Source organism: Mesorhizobium loti, assembly GCF_003148495.1.
GTDB lineage: Bacteria > Pseudomonadota > Alphaproteobacteria > Rhizobiales > Rhizobiaceae > Mesorhizobium > Mesorhizobium loti.
Genome location: NZ_QGGH01000031.1, coordinates 1 through 16,088 on the forward strand (window position 1 = coordinate 1; position 16,088 = coordinate 16,088).

Annotated in this window: 11 protein-coding genes and 6 pseudogenes; 8 read left to right on the top strand and 9 right to left on the bottom strand. The window is 59.7% G+C overall.

Translation table 11 applies throughout. The features are described 5' to 3' along the window. Positions 1-301 precede the first annotated feature (301 nt). From C8D77_RS36485 to C8D77_RS36505, 5 genes are all read right to left on the bottom strand, one after another. The gene (locus C8D77_RS36485) at positions 302-547 is read right to left on the bottom strand and encodes a transcriptional regulator domain-containing protein (protein WP_146211874.1); all 246 of its coding nucleotides are present in this window, start codon (positions 545-547) and stop codon (positions 302-304) included. Positions 548-554: 7 nt separating this feature from the next. Further along, a complete protein-coding gene (locus C8D77_RS36490) occupies positions 555-1,187 on the bottom strand; it encodes an acyl-homoserine-lactone synthase (protein ID WP_109672769.1) in 633 nt (210 codons plus the stop codon). A 100-nt stretch (positions 1,188-1,287) separates the two neighbouring features. Further along, positions 1,288-2,013 carry an autoinducer binding domain-containing protein gene (locus C8D77_RS36495; RefSeq protein ID WP_109672771.1) on the bottom strand — a complete coding sequence of 242 codons (726 nt, stop codon included), beginning with the start codon at positions 2,011-2,013 and terminating at the stop codon, positions 1,288-1,290. 802 nt (positions 2,014-2,815) lie between these two features. Further along, positions 2,816-3,307, bottom strand: a complete 492-nt coding sequence (locus tag C8D77_RS36500; RefSeq protein ID WP_109672751.1) for a Mov34/MPN/PAD-1 family protein — start codon at positions 3,305-3,307, stop codon at positions 2,816-2,818. After that, positions 3,295-5,049, bottom strand: a complete 1,755-nt coding sequence (locus C8D77_RS36505) for a ThiF family adenylyltransferase (RefSeq protein ID WP_109672753.1) — start codon at positions 5,047-5,049, stop codon at positions 3,295-3,297. The genes C8D77_RS36500 and C8D77_RS36505 overlap by 13 nt, the downstream gene beginning before the upstream one ends. Positions 5,050-5,494: 445 nt before the next feature. Here C8D77_RS36505 and C8D77_RS38680 point away from each other — a divergent pair. The 3 genes and pseudogenes from C8D77_RS38680 to C8D77_RS36520 all read left to right on the top strand — a co-directional run. Then, positions 5,495-5,647 (top strand): annotated as a pseudogene (locus C8D77_RS38680) (CapA family protein); the annotation flags it as partial. Positions 5,648-5,944: 297 nt separating this feature from the next. Beyond that, positions 5,945-6,160: a hypothetical protein gene (locus C8D77_RS37960; RefSeq protein WP_170136926.1), complete on the top strand. Its 216-nt coding sequence runs from the start codon at positions 5,945-5,947 to the stop codon at positions 6,158-6,160. Between the two features lie 209 nt (positions 6,161-6,369). Next, a pseudogene (locus tag C8D77_RS36520) lies at positions 6,370-6,576 on the top strand (transposase); the annotation flags it as partial. 152 nt (positions 6,577-6,728) lie between these two features. Here C8D77_RS36520 and C8D77_RS36525 read toward each other — a convergent pair. Further along, positions 6,729-7,181, bottom strand: coding sequence for an Lrp/AsnC family transcriptional regulator (locus C8D77_RS36525; RefSeq protein ID WP_245951978.1), 453 nt, complete (start codon positions 7,179-7,181; stop codon positions 6,729-6,731). Between the two features lie 1,553 nt (positions 7,182-8,734). Between C8D77_RS36525 and C8D77_RS38685 the strand changes: the two are divergent. From C8D77_RS38685 to C8D77_RS38700, 3 genes and pseudogenes are all read left to right on the top strand, one after another. Continuing rightward, positions 8,735-8,999, top strand: a pseudogene (locus C8D77_RS38685) (ABC transporter permease); the annotation flags it as partial. Positions 9,000-9,934: 935 nt separating this feature from the next. Beyond that, positions 9,935-10,093 (top strand): Lrp/AsnC family transcriptional regulator, encoded by a 159-nt coding sequence (locus tag C8D77_RS38695; protein WP_245951979.1) that lies wholly within the window; start codon positions 9,935-9,937, stop codon positions 10,091-10,093. Between the two features lie 106 nt (positions 10,094-10,199). Further along, on the top strand, positions 10,200-10,499 hold the full coding sequence (locus C8D77_RS38700; RefSeq protein ID WP_245951981.1) for an Lrp/AsnC ligand binding domain-containing protein: 300 nt from the start codon (positions 10,200-10,202) through the stop codon (positions 10,497-10,499). Here C8D77_RS38700 and C8D77_RS36560 read toward each other — a convergent pair. Next, positions 10,489-11,761, bottom strand: a pseudogene (locus C8D77_RS36560) (IS701 family transposase); the annotation flags it as partial. The gene C8D77_RS38700 and the pseudogene C8D77_RS36560 overlap by 11 nt on opposite strands. A gap of 402 nt (positions 11,762-12,163) precedes the next feature. Between C8D77_RS36560 and C8D77_RS36565 the strand changes: the two are divergent. Together C8D77_RS36565 and C8D77_RS36570 are read left to right on the top strand one after the other, a co-directional pair. Next, positions 12,164-13,123 (top strand): aminotransferase class IV, encoded by a 960-nt coding sequence (locus C8D77_RS36565; protein WP_245951980.1) that lies wholly within the window; start codon positions 12,164-12,166, stop codon positions 13,121-13,123. A 66-nt stretch (positions 13,124-13,189) separates the two neighbouring features. Beyond that, the gene (locus C8D77_RS36570) at positions 13,190-14,374 is read left to right on the top strand and encodes a glycine C-acetyltransferase (RefSeq protein ID WP_109672766.1); all 1,185 of its coding nucleotides are present in this window, start codon (positions 13,190-13,192) and stop codon (positions 14,372-14,374) included. Between the two features lie 315 nt (positions 14,375-14,689). On the opposite strand, the pseudogene C8D77_RS36575 reads toward C8D77_RS36570, so the two are convergent. Together C8D77_RS36575 and C8D77_RS36580 are read right to left on the bottom strand one after the other, a co-directional pair. After that, positions 14,690-15,653, bottom strand: a pseudogene (locus tag C8D77_RS36575) (IS110 family RNA-guided transposase); the annotation flags it as partial. 117 nt (positions 15,654-15,770) lie between these two features. Next, positions 15,771-16,002: pseudogene (locus C8D77_RS36580) on the bottom strand (transposase); the annotation flags it as partial. Positions 16,003-16,088 lie beyond the last annotated feature (86 nt).

Genomic DNA, 16,088 nt, shown 5'->3' on the forward strand with positions numbered 1-16,088 from the left:
CGCGTGAAGAGCATTGAGGCATTCGAGCGCATTCAGGTGCTGCCTCATCCGATCGGCGGGCCAGATCGCGTCGACGGAAAGCCGAACGGGGCGCAAAACGTCCGCGCCCTCCACAACCAGTTGTAAATCCCGGTGAGCATTTCGCAGCATGACATGCTGGCGACCGTCCGCCGTGATCACGAGTGCCGCCCGACATGGCAATGCAGCGAGATCAAACGAAAACGTTTCGGGCGACAATGCCCTTTCTGCAATGAGCGGCAGGACATGCGGGCATTGGCGGGAGCACCAGAACACATTCGCATCAGGCCTCAACGAGCTTGCAAAACAGGAGCCCCCACCGCGTCAGATCGAGCGACGATCTCACCACTTCTATGTCGAAGCGCCTTTCTGCAAATTCTGCGTGCTCAAGCGCGTGCCTCAAGTCACGCTGGAAGGCCGGATTGCGCCGCAGGAATTCCCAGCCCCAGCCGCGTTGCGTCAGGTGCCGCGTATGACGATAGGATTTCTCATCCTGCCAGTCCGGCCAGTCGGCATCATTACCAATCATAACCATATCAGGCGCCCGTGCAGATCACCGGCGCCCACAGCACAGGACCGCCAAGACCGCCATTGTGGCGGACTGCAGCAAGGCTCTCCTCTGAGACATCCAAAAAGCCGGCAAAGGCGCGCGTGGTGCCGATTGTCTGGGGCGGACCGATCCGGGCGAGCGGCCATCCGGCGCGACGCAGGAATAGCTCCATGCGCAAATCCGTAACCGTGACGATATGGGTGAGTTGCCGTGACAAACCGAACTCGATCATGCCGGCGAGAAGTTCATAGGTGGCAACAGCTATACTCCCACTGCCCTTCGGTGCAGACGGTGGAAGATCAAGGGCGAAACGGCTGCTTTCCCGGACACTCGGTTCCTCGGGTGCCGCTCTCCCTTCCAACAGCCTCGAAAAGACGTCTCGCAGCATCGTCGGTCCCGTCGAGGCCAGAGGGCGTACGCCGCCCCCGACGCGACGGGCGGAACCGCGCGACACGAGATAGTGCGGTTTCAGGGAATCGAATGAATCGATCTCGAAGCCGCCGGTCGTGCGCACGTTCCAGTCCAGCCGTTCCTTGAAGACGCGGTAGCGCACGCGGTGCATTTCGTGAAGTTCGTCGGCAAAGGCGCCGTACCAGCCGGGCGCAATAAGCTCGATCATGATGGTCTCCTCGCAGGTATGACCCTGCCATTGGAGGCGAACCTTCATGCCGCGACTGCCTGTGCATTTGCACAGGTAGATCAAAGAGGGATTCTGTCCCTCAGAGAATTGATGATCGGGAGGAGGCCAGCAGTGTCACTGCCTGATTTTTGGTGCGCACGCCGAGCTTCTTCTTGGCATTGTCCAGATGGAAAGCGGCCGTGCGCTCCTTGATCCCCAAGATACAGCCGATCTCCCAGGCGGACTTGCCCTTCGCCGTCCATTCCAGGCATTCGTACTCACGGGGCGTCAGCGAAACACCATCCACCGCCAGACCACCCGAAAGCTTGCGGCGAACGCCAATGTGAAAGCACGTCGCCATAATCTCGAGCGCTTGCTCATATTGCTCGGCGATGCGCATAAAGCTCGGATCGAGCCTGTCTGCCGCGAAGGTCATCGCAGCGACACCGCCGCGGCGGTCGACAAGTGGAATCGTCAGTCCGCAGCAGATGCCGAATTCGGCAGCCTCATCGAAAAGCTGTTGCTCTCGCTTTGAAATGCCGGCATGGCCGAAACCCCGTCCCCACTGAAAGGGACATTCGCTGCATCTTGCCCGTTCTATGACCGGGTCAATCCTTTCATATTGGTGGCGCAAGTAGTGCGACGTCCAGCCGGAATGATAGTTCGATATCAGCCTGGGTTTTGTGACGCCATCAGACACAAGAGACAGATAGGCGAATGCGGGAATGTCGAAGGCGCCGGCGGCGTTGGCCAGTGCGTTATGGAAATCGACTTCATCGACGCTCAAAGACAACTGTTCCAGCAGAGTTTCGAAGACGAGTTGCATTTTCTCCTGCGCTGTTTTCATTTAAACTTTGGAGTTCTGACTTCTTGCGGCGAGGAGACTCGCCCCCGAGATATTTGGCGCCGGAGAAAATTCACCTCCCCGGAGGTTCGATCATGTGAAGCGAGACGCGTGCGACAACGCCGGCTGCGGTCAGCCGCGCGTCGGAAGCTGCGATTGAGGCGGTTGCCATGGCATGTCAGAAATATCGAAGCTCGATGTGCCATCGATATATTCAGATGACCTCCTTCTCGAACTCTTGATTGAGCGCGCTACAATGACCCCTCCCAGCGGGTCAAACAAGGCGCCCTGCCGGCGGGGAGGTACACCGGCAGGGCGCGCGGCGCCGGGCATTAACGAGTTCGGGCGAGTCTTCTTCATTTTAGCCGCCTCCATCGGAGCGCCTTGCGCGGCATGTTGCAGTTTACAAGGGCCGTCTGTGCGATCAACGTGCCGAACTGTGATTTAACCGACGCTTATCCTAAGATTACTCTTTCCTTCCGAGCAATATGATACTGATCTGCAGAGACGCCAATATGCTGACTAACAGGCTTCTCTGATTAGGGGTCGGTCAGGTCAAGCTTTTCCTGCCTTCTTCCCGGATCATGTCGGCCCGCGGGTCACTCGCTTCTTTCCGCGGTCGGCGCGGAGCCGCCGCATGATGGGGTCAGGAGAGCGAGGCCTGAAGGCTACCCGCGGCCAGCTGACCGGATCGATCGATGCGGAACATCGTCCATTTAGAGGTGGCGAGACGGAGCATTTGCGTCGCCGTCGCCCCCACTCTGTTCCCGCGCTAATTGTCGTTTTAGCCATATACCGCGACTTCGGCCTTCCACTCGCATAGGCCTTCTAACAAGAAGAAACGTGGCCCCATTCCGCAAACCCAGGCGTGCAGCATCCATCTGGCTGTTTTGCCGCACATCAGCATCATAATCGGGGTAGAAGCCCGCGCAGACGGCGTTCCGATGACGTTCCTGAGACAGGCTCGATCTGTTCGGCTCAATCTGTTGGAAAATGTGTCCGGGTGCGTATGCCAATCGCCGAGGTAGGTGTCGAGCCTACCTGATCGATGATAGTCCTTAGCGATCTCGGCCTGTTGCCAGTCTTGATCGGGAAGAAAGCTGCAGCGTGTGCGCTTCGCGTTGGGGCCGGCCGGGATCATTCTCGTGACCACGGCTACACGGGTTTCGGCCCAGTAGCCCATGAAGGTTCCACCCGTTTCCTTGTCATACCATTGGTCGGCATCAGACTTCATCACGTCAACCACGGAGCGAGGAAGCCAGACTACGTGAGGCATCCGCACTCCGGACTGGGCTGCAATTCATCCACCTTCCAAGCTGGCGGTATTCGCTTCAAACCATCGTGCAGAGCCAGGGTATGGACGAGCGACACCTCGAAGTCCTGCGGGCGGGAAAGCACGTCGACTGCCATCCGAACGGCTTCGAGCGTCAGCTCCTGGAGATCGAACGAAGCGCCTTTGAAGGTTGCCTCGGAGCAGCCCGGCGGCTGAATCAGGCCCTGAGAGTCGCCCATGCCGGGAGGTCTATCAATCGTGCCGGTCGCATAGGAGATCTCTTTGCAGACCGGGCAGCCGGATTCCGGGTGATGGAAGGCAACAATCCCTCCCTTCAGTGTCGTCGAGGCATAGACGCAGATCATTGGAACATGGAGCGCTCGGCAGCAATCGCCCAGGAAAAAGGAAACTCCGGTGGAGGCAGCAGCATCGATCACCAGATTGGCTTCGTCCATTAAGCCGGTAAGGAGCTGGTGGTCCCCTACTCCATCCGCCCCTGACCCAGCGCTGCCGATCCTGTGAGATATCGGTTGCACGGTGGTCCAGGGGTATTCAAGTTCGATATGTTCCTTGATGAACTCTATTTTTTGCCTGCCCCAAGCTGAAGCACCTGCAGCCCAGCGGATGGAGTTCCCCGGCTCGACATAATCACAATCCAACACGATCAATTTTCGACAGCCGTTCTTGGCCAACTCGACAGCCAGCGGCGAGCCCAGCGCTCCGAGTCCCACGATGGCTATCGTCTTGTCGCGCAGGGCTCCGACAGAGGGGACTCGGCTGCCAATGTCCCCGATCCCGGCCCTGTAGGTAGAGACAACGAACCCAACCTCTCTGGTCTTCTGCGCACCGTTCCTGGTGATGCGAAGAATGTTCTTGCTGTAGTGCAAAACGAAAACCCATGCCTCACCGTATGTCTGGAACTGCAATTCGGATCTCTTAATCGTGGCGGAGATCCGAATGTCGCCACCAGAGGTTTTCGCATAGCGCGAGCCGTGACCGAGACGTTTTAACAGGCTCGGCAGCTCCTGGGGCACCGGCATGGGAAGATGATCGTCCCGCTTCCATGGAAACACCGCCGTATCCCGTCTTCGCTCAAGGGTGATTGGGAGCGGAAAGCTGCGCTCGGCGAGCAGCTCTCCGGTATCGCTCCACACCTTCGAGACGGCGGCCTGAATCGCCGGACGATCTTTCCCCCAGTCCACTACGAATTCGATCTCAACTTTCCCCTGGTCGAACCCCGAAAGATCCCAGGAACTGTCGACCAGCACATAGTTGCCGCTGCCGCGATCGGCGGCTTCATTCCACCAAACCTCTGCCGGCTCACCCTGGGGGTCCTCATCCTCCGAAGCATCGAGCGCTTTGGCCAGATTGGAATAAAGGATGTCGGCCAAAGTCATCCTACTCTGCCACAAGCCGCTGTCCCGGCCGAGCAGACATAGACTGCCGTCTGGGGCGCAGTGACGCGATGGGTATTGCTCCGGTTCGCACCGGAGCACCACATGAGGGCGGAGCCGCGGGAACGAGTCGGGATATATTGCCTCGAGGTCGATCAGGCGCCCGTCCGGCAAAGGCCATCGAAACTCAACGTGGAGGACACCGTCCGCCAACGCTATTTCATCGACGAGAAGTGTGCTCCCGCCGAAATGGAAAAGATGATCCAATTCGGCCCGCATACGATTGCGGTTGACTGGATCTTCTTCCCATTTCGGTACTTCCGCGGATTTCAGATCGACATAGGGAATCATGCAGCGCCAACCGGCCTCGGCGGAACGTGCGGAGGGTCTTTCGGCCCAGGAATGTGTCCCGGCCGCCCCGGCGCGTGATCCGGAGGATTTGGCAGATGGTCTGGAGGACCGGACGGATGATCGGGCCGGCCAGGATTTTCAGGCTTTCCAGCCATGGGAGTCTTCCTTTCGCTGTTTGGTTTTCACTCATGCGAACGAACGTCGCGTCCTCATCCGGCCGACCGAGGTTCGAAGAAGCCGTCGTCGCGCGAACATCAGAAGGATAGTAGATTCGTGAGGGAGATTTGCTCCAGATTACGTCGGCTGCTGCAACGTGGGTTGCAGAAGGCCCTGCGGTTTGAAATCGTCGACCTCGGTGCTACACTATCAAGGGCGGCCGCAAAAAAAGCGAGAAGAGCGCTCCTCGCCAAAGCCTGTCCGACAGGGTCAAGACTGTGTGCATCGCTCGGAAAGGTTAGCTAATCGAGGAGTGCCACGCCTGGCGCCCGCGCCGCAAGCAGAGGCCATTCTGGAACGGCTACAGAAGCTCTCGAAGCCGTTCGGCACCAATGTCGAGATCGAAAACGAGGTTGGAGTGATCCGAGTACGGGCCAACTCGGCGCGTCCGGTATGTACCGATACAGCACCCCCCCATCTAATGCGAGGTGTGGACGACGGGATGGGAGCTGCCGTAGAATAAGGATAGAGTGCCACCATGGCCGCGCATCCCAATTGGCCGACTTCGCCTTGGATGCTGATCCCCTTTTTTTGATGCCTAACGGCGTTTCGGCGGTAGAATCCAAGGTAGTCGGTCGGCACCAGCGGCGGGCTCCCTGCGTCCGCCGGTAGTATCCATAGGACTTCGAGGTTTGTTATGTCGCCAAAAACGGTCGGAATCATCGGCGGCCTCGGTCCCATGGCCACGGTCGCCTTCATGAATTCGGTTCTGGAGTATACGCCGATAAAGAGCAACGCTCGCAGCTTCATTGTCGAGCCGCAACATGGCTCATCGGGGTTGGCGCGCGCATCGCAGATGCTGTTCGAACCGGGTACTGGCCAACTCCAGCAGTTGTGGTGTCGCCTTCAGGTAGACCTCGGTGCCAAGGAGGTTCTGATGGCCCAGATAGGCTGACAGCATGGGCAACTTGGCGTGTACGCGCCTTGAGCGCGCCAGGTTGAATTGGACCCGATCCGCGAAATCCCATACGGGCCCGCGGCATGTGACAGCCGCAACAGAAGCCGGACACATGTCAGCACCCGACCACGCTCCGCGCCCTTCGAAAAATTGCGAAGATTGGGGCGCTGAACGACGAGCTTGTCCAACTGGCGCGCAACGATGCCGCCACACGCAGGTTGACCTCGATCCCCGGCATTGGGGTGCTCAACGCGACGGCTTTGGTCGCGGCAGTAGGTAATGCAAGCAACTTTGCCAAGGCCCGAGACCTTGGCTCCTGGCTCGGGTTGGTTCCGAGACAATACAGCACGGGCGGCAAGTCTCGGCTGCTTGGGAATCCAAGCGCGGCAACACCTATCTGCGCACTTTGCTCCCGCGCGGCATTGCCATCGCTTTCAAAGAGCGACACGCCTTTGGGTTCTGCGAGAGCCCCGTTGCGAACTCTGGACTGGAGACCGCAGAAGTTGGAGGGAAGGCGCTTCAAAGGCGGCTCGGATCGATTCGCTTCAGCGCAATCTGCTAAAAGCTATACCGTGACCCGGGGCTCGAACTTAACGCGATCAAGGCTGATCATACTCCTAAATTTTCGCACGTTGGGGTTGGTATAGAGCTTTGTCTTGACAAAGACGTCAAAGGCCTCGACGTCCTCGACCGCTACGACCAGGACGAAATCGGCATCGCCCGTCACCATGTAGCACTGAGTTACCTCCTTGGCTGCGCGCATCGCGCGCTTGAAGTCGTCGACAAGGTCCAGACGTTCACGGTCAAGTTCAACCGTCACAACAATGGTAAGCGATTTGCCAAGAGCCTTCGGATCCACGAGTGAGATATCCGCAACGATTACGCCTTCCGCACGCAACTTGTTCACTCGACGCATGCATGAGGCAGCGGAAGAACCGACGAGTTCCGCGAGGTCGGCAAAGGAGTGCCGATTGTTCCTCTGTAGCGCCGTCAGGATCCTTTTGTCTAGGTCGTCCACCGTCTGATGCCCCAGCCATACTTGGAGATTTAACATTTACTTCGCAATCTTAACAATTTCACAGTTCTCCGCAACGTTTATTTCAAATCACGCACAAAAATGAAACAAAAACATTCACGGTCCGGCAGTTAATCAAATATGCGTTCACCCGCGCTTTGTGTGATCCGCATGTCAGCAGTGGCGTTTTGGCAACACGCCGCACTCTGCCGTTTCCAGCATGCGCCAGCACATTCCTCATGAAGTGAGGCGTGCCCGTTGAAGAAGTCCACTTGGGCGAACCGCTTTGAGATGAGACGGGATCCGCCTTCGCATGATGGTTTGGCGTGACCCTCAGACCGCTCGTCTTGCTACCGACGGCTCGATCCGGAGCAGCGGAATACCAGCCGAAGGAACTGGTCCAAATATGCGGCTGCCAGCCGCTTGAGGTTCACGGCCGGAGCCGTGAGAGTAGGCCTGGATTTTCATATCGGGAAGGCCGCGCCTGGAGCCCTGACTACCTCGCCTCAATCCTCGAAGAGCTTCGCCGTTAACCTGGATTCGTAGCCCTGTCTCCGTAGCGTGTTGCCGTTCGCATGGATCCGTCGATTTGAACATGCGAAGAAGCCTCTCTTGGAGGGGCTCACGGGACGGGTTGCTGGCTGGCTTGAGGTAGTCGCAGGTCCGACGGGCGGCGGCAGCGTTCGACGAAGGCGCGGCTCGCGTGGAGAGTCTTCTGCCCTGGGCGCGGGCCGCAAAGCTGGTGGCCGAGGCCATGCCTTAAGGCAACTTGAGCCGTACCTTCCGATCAGACCGCTCGGGCCAGTCATAGACCTGGCCGCCGCATGGAACGTCTCAGCGAGTTTTGGTAGGCGACGTTCAAGGGACACCGGTTTGAGCATTCAGTGATCCTGCTTTGCATGCTGGTATCTGGCAGTCCGGCGGGATCATTGGGCCCCACGTACATCGCGGATCACCCGCGACAGATGCCCGGCATCGACGTCATGCCCCGCCCAGATCACGGCGTCGCCCACGACGCTCTCGATGGAAGCCCCCGCCGCCTTGTTCCGCGCCGGCTCTTCATCGCAAGCGAGCGCGGGGCCCCGTGCCTGCTTGCCACCTCGGCCACAGGCCGGTTTCGTCGTGGCTGACGAACCTTTCGCCAAAAACGACGGCGAACTGGGTCCTGGCCTCGAACCATTCGCGCGGTGGTCGTTTCCATTCTTCGGCCGCGTGGATCAGGACCAGATATCGCAGCCTTATTCCTTCAGAAACTCCAAATTCAAGCGCATCCTTACCGGCCAGACGTTCCAACGCGACGACTACTATGACTACTATCATGGCGCGGAATTTGCATTGAGAGCTCCGCGGCTTCACTCTCGGCTGTCCAGTCGGGCATGGCGGGGGCGCTTCCCTGATCACGAAGCAGCACCCTACAAATCCGCGACCAGCGCAAATCCCCCGGCAGCCGCAACTTTCTGACTCTGTAAGACTAGGAGGCCGTAGTCCGCGCATCACGCCTCGGTCGAAGAGATGCTGTATCGGAACCACCGAATCCCATCAACCGTTCTGCGCAACGGCTTGCCCTGCCGGGCGCCCTTCCAGGCTTCTTCCTTGGCCTGCGTTTGGCGGTGACCTATGCTTGGCTGTCTCTGGTGGTGGTCGAACAGGTCAATGCCACGAGCGGCATCGGCTACATGATCGATCTCGCGCAACTGCGGCCAGACTGACGTCGTCATCGTCGGTCTTCTCGTCTACGCGTTGCTCGGTCTCGTCTGCGACGGCATCGTCCGCTTCTTCCAGGAAAGGTCCCTGTCATGGCGCCGCACCTTGGCGGATTGAGCGGCGCGCCCCTGGTGCGGGTCGAGAGCCTTGGGGGGTCGGGCCGCGAACCGTCCTCGACGGCCTCGGCCTCGACATCGAGAAGGGGGAGTTCGTCGCCCTTCTCGGCCGTAGCGGGTCGGGGCATGAGTACATTGTTGCGCGCGCTCGCCGATCTCGATGACAAAGTCTCAGGGTCCGGCCGACTCGATACGCCCGATAAGAAATCGGTGGTGTTCCAGGATGCCGACTGTTGCCATGGAAACGAATGCTGGAAAATGTGGTTCTTAGTCTCGACCTGTCGGACGCCGCCGAACGCGGACGGGTAGCTCTCGAAGAGGTTGGCTTGAGCGGCCGTGAGACCGCAAGACCTGGGAGATGCCAAAACGGTCCAAAAAGCCGTCCTCGACCATTTTGAGCCCGCCCGACGGTAGTTCGACTTCCTCGGCCGCCTGGAACATGAGCGCAACGGTGCCCTGAATTTCCGTATCCAAGCATAGCCGTATGGCCGCCATGGCCGCCATGGCCGCAGGCGTGTATGGTCGGCCCTTCGCGATGAACGCTACTATGCCAGTGCCCCCATTTCGATGTGGTTGATTCCAAAGGACGCCAGCTTCTCACGAACCGTGTCGTCTCATGCATATCAAAGTCGAGTTCGGGATTTAGATGAAGATGCCGGCGCCAGGCTATGATCTCGTCGGCCAGGTGCGAGTTGTGCATGCTGACTCCGTTCATCGACGTCTGGAGGATGTCGTAGGCTATGTGGCGGACTTAATTTGCCGAGAGCGTTTGGCAGAGTTCGGGCAAACTCGCATTTGGGTGAAAATGAAACAGTCTCGTTTTCGTGGCGATTGCAATAATAGTGCTTGTCGGATGGGCAGCGTTTCATTGAGCGGCTGTTCTTGCAATGAACGTTCCAGATTGCTAATGCGACGATGATTTCGCATAGTGCAGGCATGATAGATGATCTCGACCGGCGGATACTCGGCGCCCTTCAAAAGAACAACAGGCTGTCATTCTCCGAACTCGCGGATCTCGTGGGTTCGTCTGCCGCTTCATGCATGCGCCGTGTCAATAAGTTACGTGCCGAGTGCCGCGTGCGTTATCACCGCTGATATCTCGCTAGTCGACCCCAAGGCGCTCGGAAAGTCGCTGACCGTGGTCGTCACAGTGGAGCTCGACCGCGAGCGCTTAGACCTCGTCGACGACTTCAAGCGAGCGATGAGGGCGGCGAAAGAAGTCACTCAATGCTACATGATCACAGGCGATGCCGACTTCGTTCTTATTGTAGCCGTGGAGGACGTCGAGGCCTTTGACGTTTTTGTAAAGACCAAACTCTATACAAATCCCAATGCCCGTAAGTTCAAGAGCATGATTGCGCTGGACCGAGTGAAGTTCGAGCCACGGGTGCTAGCACTACTTTGGCAGATTTTTAGCGGAGAGGGTTCTGCGGCACTGGGGACAACGGATTGGGGGCGGCTGCGCGAGCGCGGTGACGATGGCTTGCCTAACGGCGGGTAGGCTCGGTTGGAGCGGCGGGCCGAGGATTCTTTTTTCCCCCTCCCGCTTGTTTGAGGCGGCGAGATTGCAGGAAGGCGTAGGCGATCATCGTCATCAGCGCGTGCCGGTGCAGGCCCGTCCATGAGCGCCCCTCGAAGTGGTCGAGGCCAAGTTCCTCCTTGAGCTGCTGATGCGCCTGCTCGCAGACCCAGCGCGCCTTGATAGCGCCTGCGATCTGCTTGAGCGGGGTGTCGGCGGGCAAGTTGGAGAGGTAGTATTTGCGCTCGCCGGTCGCGCGGTGCTCGCCGATCACCCAGACCTCCTCGCCGGGCAGATGCTGAGCGCCCATGTCGCGGATGCGCTGGGGTGGGCCATCTGCAACCCGGACACGGACAGCGGCGAAGCGCGCCGAGAGGCGGCCTTTGGTGCCACGCCGCCAACTGACCGTCCGCCATTGGGCTTTTTCCAGCATCGCCTGCGCGGTCATCGACTTCACATCGGGGATATGCCGGCGGCGCGGGCGGCCGCGTCCGGCAACGGGGAAGATCATCGCCACGTCGGCGGCATGGACCTTCTGCTTGAACGGGATGCCGACGGCCCAGATCAGGCCGCGCTCTGTGAGCGCCTGCCGGAAGGGGGCGCTTAAGCCATATCCGGCATCGGCGAGCACGCAGCCAAAGCATAAGCCGGCTGCGCGAGCCCGGTCGATCTCGGCCAGCGCGATTTCGGGCTTGGTCCTGTAGGCACGATGGTCCTCGGGCACACCGGCACGGTCGAGCCGGACGGGGTCGGAAGTCCAGCTCTCAGGCAGGAACAGCCGCAGCCCCACCATGACCGGCACTTCGCCAGAGGCCAGCGTCAGCGACACCAGCGTCTGGCAGTTGGCGTTCTTGCCAAGCGCCGAGGCATATTGCGGGGCGACGCCGACCGAGTGGCGCCCCTTCTTGGGGAGCGCGGTGTCGTCCACGATCAGCCACGCATCGCTCCCGCCAACTTGTCTGTCGGCCTCCGCGAGCAGCACCTTCTCCAGCGGCGCAGCATCCCACACGCCGCTCGCGATGAAGTGGTGCAGTTGGTCATAGTTGACGCCTGCGTCGCGCGCCGCCATCGGTTGGACGCTCTTGCGATCCCCAAGGCCAATCAGCCCAGCAATATAGGCCGGACACATCCGCGCACGCGTCTTGTGCCTCAACGCCGAGACGAACGGCTCAAGCCACAGCTCCAGATCGAGTTGCCAATCCCTGTTCATGGCCGGCCCCTCCAACAGCCGACCTCTCATGAATCACGCAAAACCGCTCTTGGGAATCCTCAAAACGCTCCCAGAACTAAAAATCTGCCAAAGTAGTGCTAGTGTAGCCCTTTTTTGGGCTGAACGTTTCCGCCACTCCTACCCCGTTTTTGAAGCGTGTATTGCGGCTGGAGCGTTACTTTGATCGCAATCAGCGTACCGAAGTCTGCCATTTAATTGGGTCGTTGGGTGACCAGCTGCCAGCCACGAAAGGGCGTATAGCCCCCTCAGGCGGTAATAGATCCCGCTAATGACATCTGGCGCGCCCGGCGTGCTGGCGGTCTGAGATGCGCCACATTCGAACTGCTGAGACGTGGACCCTATGGGCGGTTCCGCGGCGGCAAATCGTAACCGGGTGTGCAGAGCGCCTGGATTGCAAGATTTGGAGGACCGAGGAATGACACTTGCTGCAGCCGAACCTGCTACGGCTCTCCCAGCCATAGAGCAACAGCACCGGGATCAACGGCATTATCCTCACGGCGTAGCCTTCATGGATGGTCAGTACCTGCCGATGTCCGAAGCCAAGGTGTCCGTTCTGGACTGGGGCTTTCTGCATTCTGATGCCACCTACGACACCGTTCATGTGTGGGATGGGAGGTTCTTTAGGCTAGACCTGCACATAGACCGGTTCTTCCGAGGGATGGAAAAGCTGCGGATGAAGCTTCCCTACAACAGCAGTGAGATCGAAAAGATCCTGTCGACCTGTGTGGCGCTGTCCGGACACAAGTCGGCCTATGTCGAAATGATCTGCACGCGAGGCGGCTCGCCGAACTTTAGCCGTGACCCGCGCCAGTCGGAGAACAGGTTCATCGCATTCGCGGTGCCTTTCGGGTCGGTTGCCAACAAAGAGCAGCTGGAGCGCGGCCTGCATGTCGCCATCAGCAACACCGTCCGAATCCCGCCCAAGTCGATCGATCCGACCATCAAAAACTATCACTGGCTCGATTTGGTGAAGGGCCTGTTCGATGCGTACGACTACGGTGCCGAAACTGCATTGATCGTCGACATCAACGATAATATTGCCGAGGGGCCTGGCTTCAACGTTTTCACCGTGAAGGGCGGCCGCTTGAAGACACCGGCTTATGGCGTCCTTGCCGGCATTACCCGCCAGACTGTATTTGATCTATGCGGCGAACTGAGGCTATCCGTCAGCGCGGGCGACATTGATCGCGACGAACTGAAGGACTCCGACGAGGTTTTCATCACGTCTACAGCGGGCGGGATCATGCCAGTGTCCAAGATTGACGAAACCGTTGTAGGCGACGGCAAGGTTGGCGCTCTAACACGCCAACTGACAGACCTGTATTGGGAGAAGCATGCCGATCCGGCATGGTCGACTGCGGTAAATTACGCATAGTACCGCAATATATTGCCGACAGCTCCTCCCCAATACGGGGAGGGCTGTGCTGCCGTGAGTTTCCCCATGACCGCCGCCTTCATTTCTCATCTCTCGAACGAACTTGCCGGCCTGAAGTCGGCCGGCCTCTACAAGTCCGAGCGGGTGATTTCTTCGATGCAGTCGGCGCAGATCGAGGTCGGCGGCGACAAGGTGTTGAATTTCTGCGCCAACAACTATCTCGGCCTTGCCGACAGCACCGAGTTGCGCAATGCCGCCAAGCAGGCGCTTGACCGCTACGGCTACGGCATGGCGTCGGTGCGCTTCATCTGCGGCACGCAGGAGGAACACAAGCAGCTCGAATCCACGATTTCCTCCTTCCTCGGCATGGAGGACACCATCCTGTACGGCTCCTGTTTCGACGCCAATGGCGGCCTGTTCGAGACACTGCTCGGCGAGGAGGATGCGATCATCTCCGATGCGCTGAACCATGCCTCGATCATCGACGGCGTGCGGCTGTCGAAAGCAAAGCGCTTTCGCTACGCCAACAACGACATGGCCGATCTGGAAGCCCGGCTGAAGGAGGCGAAGGACTGCCGTTTCCGGCTGATCGCCACCGACGGCGTGTTTTCCATGGACGGCATCATCGCCAATCTCAAAGGTGTTTGCGACCTCGCCGACAAGTACGATGCCATGGTGATGGTCGACGACAGCCATGCCGTCGGCTTCGTTGGCCAGAACGGCCGTGGCTCAGCCGAGTATTGCGGCGTTGAGGGCAGGGTAGACATCATCACCGGCACGCTCGGCAAGGCGCTCGGCGGCGCATCCGGCGGTTACACATCGAGCAGGAAACAGGTGGTCGATTGGCTGCGCCAGCGCTCCCGGCCCTATCTCTTTTCCAACACGCTGATGCCGGCGATCGCCGGCGCCTCGATCAAGGTGTTCGACCTGATCCGCAATGGCGATGCCTTGCGCGAGCGCCTCTATGCCAATGCGGCGCGGTTCAGGTCACAAATGGGCAAGCTCGGCTTCACGCTGGCCGGGGCCGATCATCCGATCATTCCGGTGATGCTGGGCGACGCGACGCTGGCGCAGGAGATGGCGGCGCGCATGCTGAAGCGCGGCATCTACGTGATCGGCTTTTCCTTCCCGGTGGTGCCGAAAGGCCAGGCACGCATCCGCACGCAAATGTCGGCGGCGCATTCCATTGCCGACATCAATCGTGCGGTTGAGGCGTTTGCCGAGGTAGCAAGGGAACTGTCGATCATATAACCGGCGGTCTCTAAGAGTCCTCTCTGATTGGGGTCGTTGAGGTCAAGCTGCTCCTGCATTTTTTTCTGGACCGTCCCGCAGGTCACTCGCTTCTCTTCGCGGTCGGCGCTCTGGCCGCCGCATGATGGGGTCAGGAGAGCGAGGCGTCTCATCTGTTTCACAACCTTGCCGAGTTTTGCCGGCGGTTCGGGACTCTGAACGAGATCGCCTCGCCCATCGTCCCCACGGAACGATTCAGGCATCGCCCTTTGGGTAAAAACTTTGTTCGTGGTACGTTTCCTTTGATTGGGCTCGGTTCACGCCGCCAACGCGGCAGGCCAGCTTGCGCGCTACCGCCACGCGGGCACGCGCCATGCCGCGGCGCCTAGCGATGTTCAGGCCCCTAGGCCCTGAGGCTGGACCATTTCTTCGAGCGCACCAGCAGCGTGTGGGCGGCCTCGTAGAGGCCGGTGCGGGCGAGTTCATCGCCGCATCGGCTGACCCTTCTCTGGATGTCGGTCTCGCCGGACTGGTAGCGCGCCGGCGTCAGCCCCAGATGCGCCCCCACCGCCCGCGAGGAGCCGAACCGCTCAGGCCGGTCGATTGTGGCGCGGAAGGCGAGCGCGGTGATCGGCCCGACGCCCGGCGCGCTCTTCAGCCGCCGGCAGACTTCTTCATTGCGGACGATGTCGAGAACCTGCTTCGTCAGGTGGGTGAACTCTCTCAACATGACACCGAGGATTGCAAGCAGCGGCTCGACCATCGCCATCACCTCGGCGTCAGCTCCCCTCAACTTACGCACGCGGCCGGCAAACTCGCTGCGCGACGGCAGGCCCAGCTTGACGTCGGCCTCGCGCAGGATCGCCCGCACTACGTTCTCGATCGAACGCATCTCGTTAGGCACCGTGCGGCGGGCAACAAATAGCGAACGCCACAGCCGGCACTGCCTGCTCTTGACATGCACATGCCGATACCAGCCAGTGCGCATGATCTGCGCCAGCGCGCGGACGTCATTGCGGTCGGTCTTGTTGGGCATCGTCTTCATCGCTGCGTTGGCCTGCCGCGCCTCGATGCAGGTCGCCGGCAAGCCTTCGGCGTGCAGTCCATCGTGAAGCCAAGCCGTCAGCGAGCACGCTTCCAGGCCGATCCGCTCAAGCGGCAAGCCGCTCCCCTACAGCGCGTCACACAATGCCTGCGGATCGCTCAACGCTCTCGCCTCCTTCACGATCCGGCCAGTCTCGTCGACAATGCAAATAGAGGTCTCTTCCAAAGACACGTCCAGTCCGGCAAAGTACTTCATGGCTGTTCCTTCCAAATGGTTGTGGCGACTCACATCGACCACTTTCTCACGTTTCGACAGGAGCAGCCGCCATCAGCTGGCTCGGCAGAGACCCCAATCACCCCATCTGTTTTGAAATTACGGGCGAGCGTTTCGGCGGATGAGATTGCCGCCCATTGCGACAAGGATCATGGCGTGAGAGACGTCGATGCGCTGCTCGTAGTCGCGCACGAGGCACGAGGCGGCGCCATCTTGTCATCCAGCCGAAGGTTCGCTCGACGACCCAGCGGCGGGGCAAGACTTCGAAGCCCTTCTGCTCGTAGGATCGGCGGATGATCTCGACCACGAAATCGAGGTAGGCTGCGGATTCCGACGATTTACCGGACGGCATTCCGATCAAAAACCGGACGCGATTCCGAGAATTAACCGGACGCGATTCCGATTAAATACCGGACA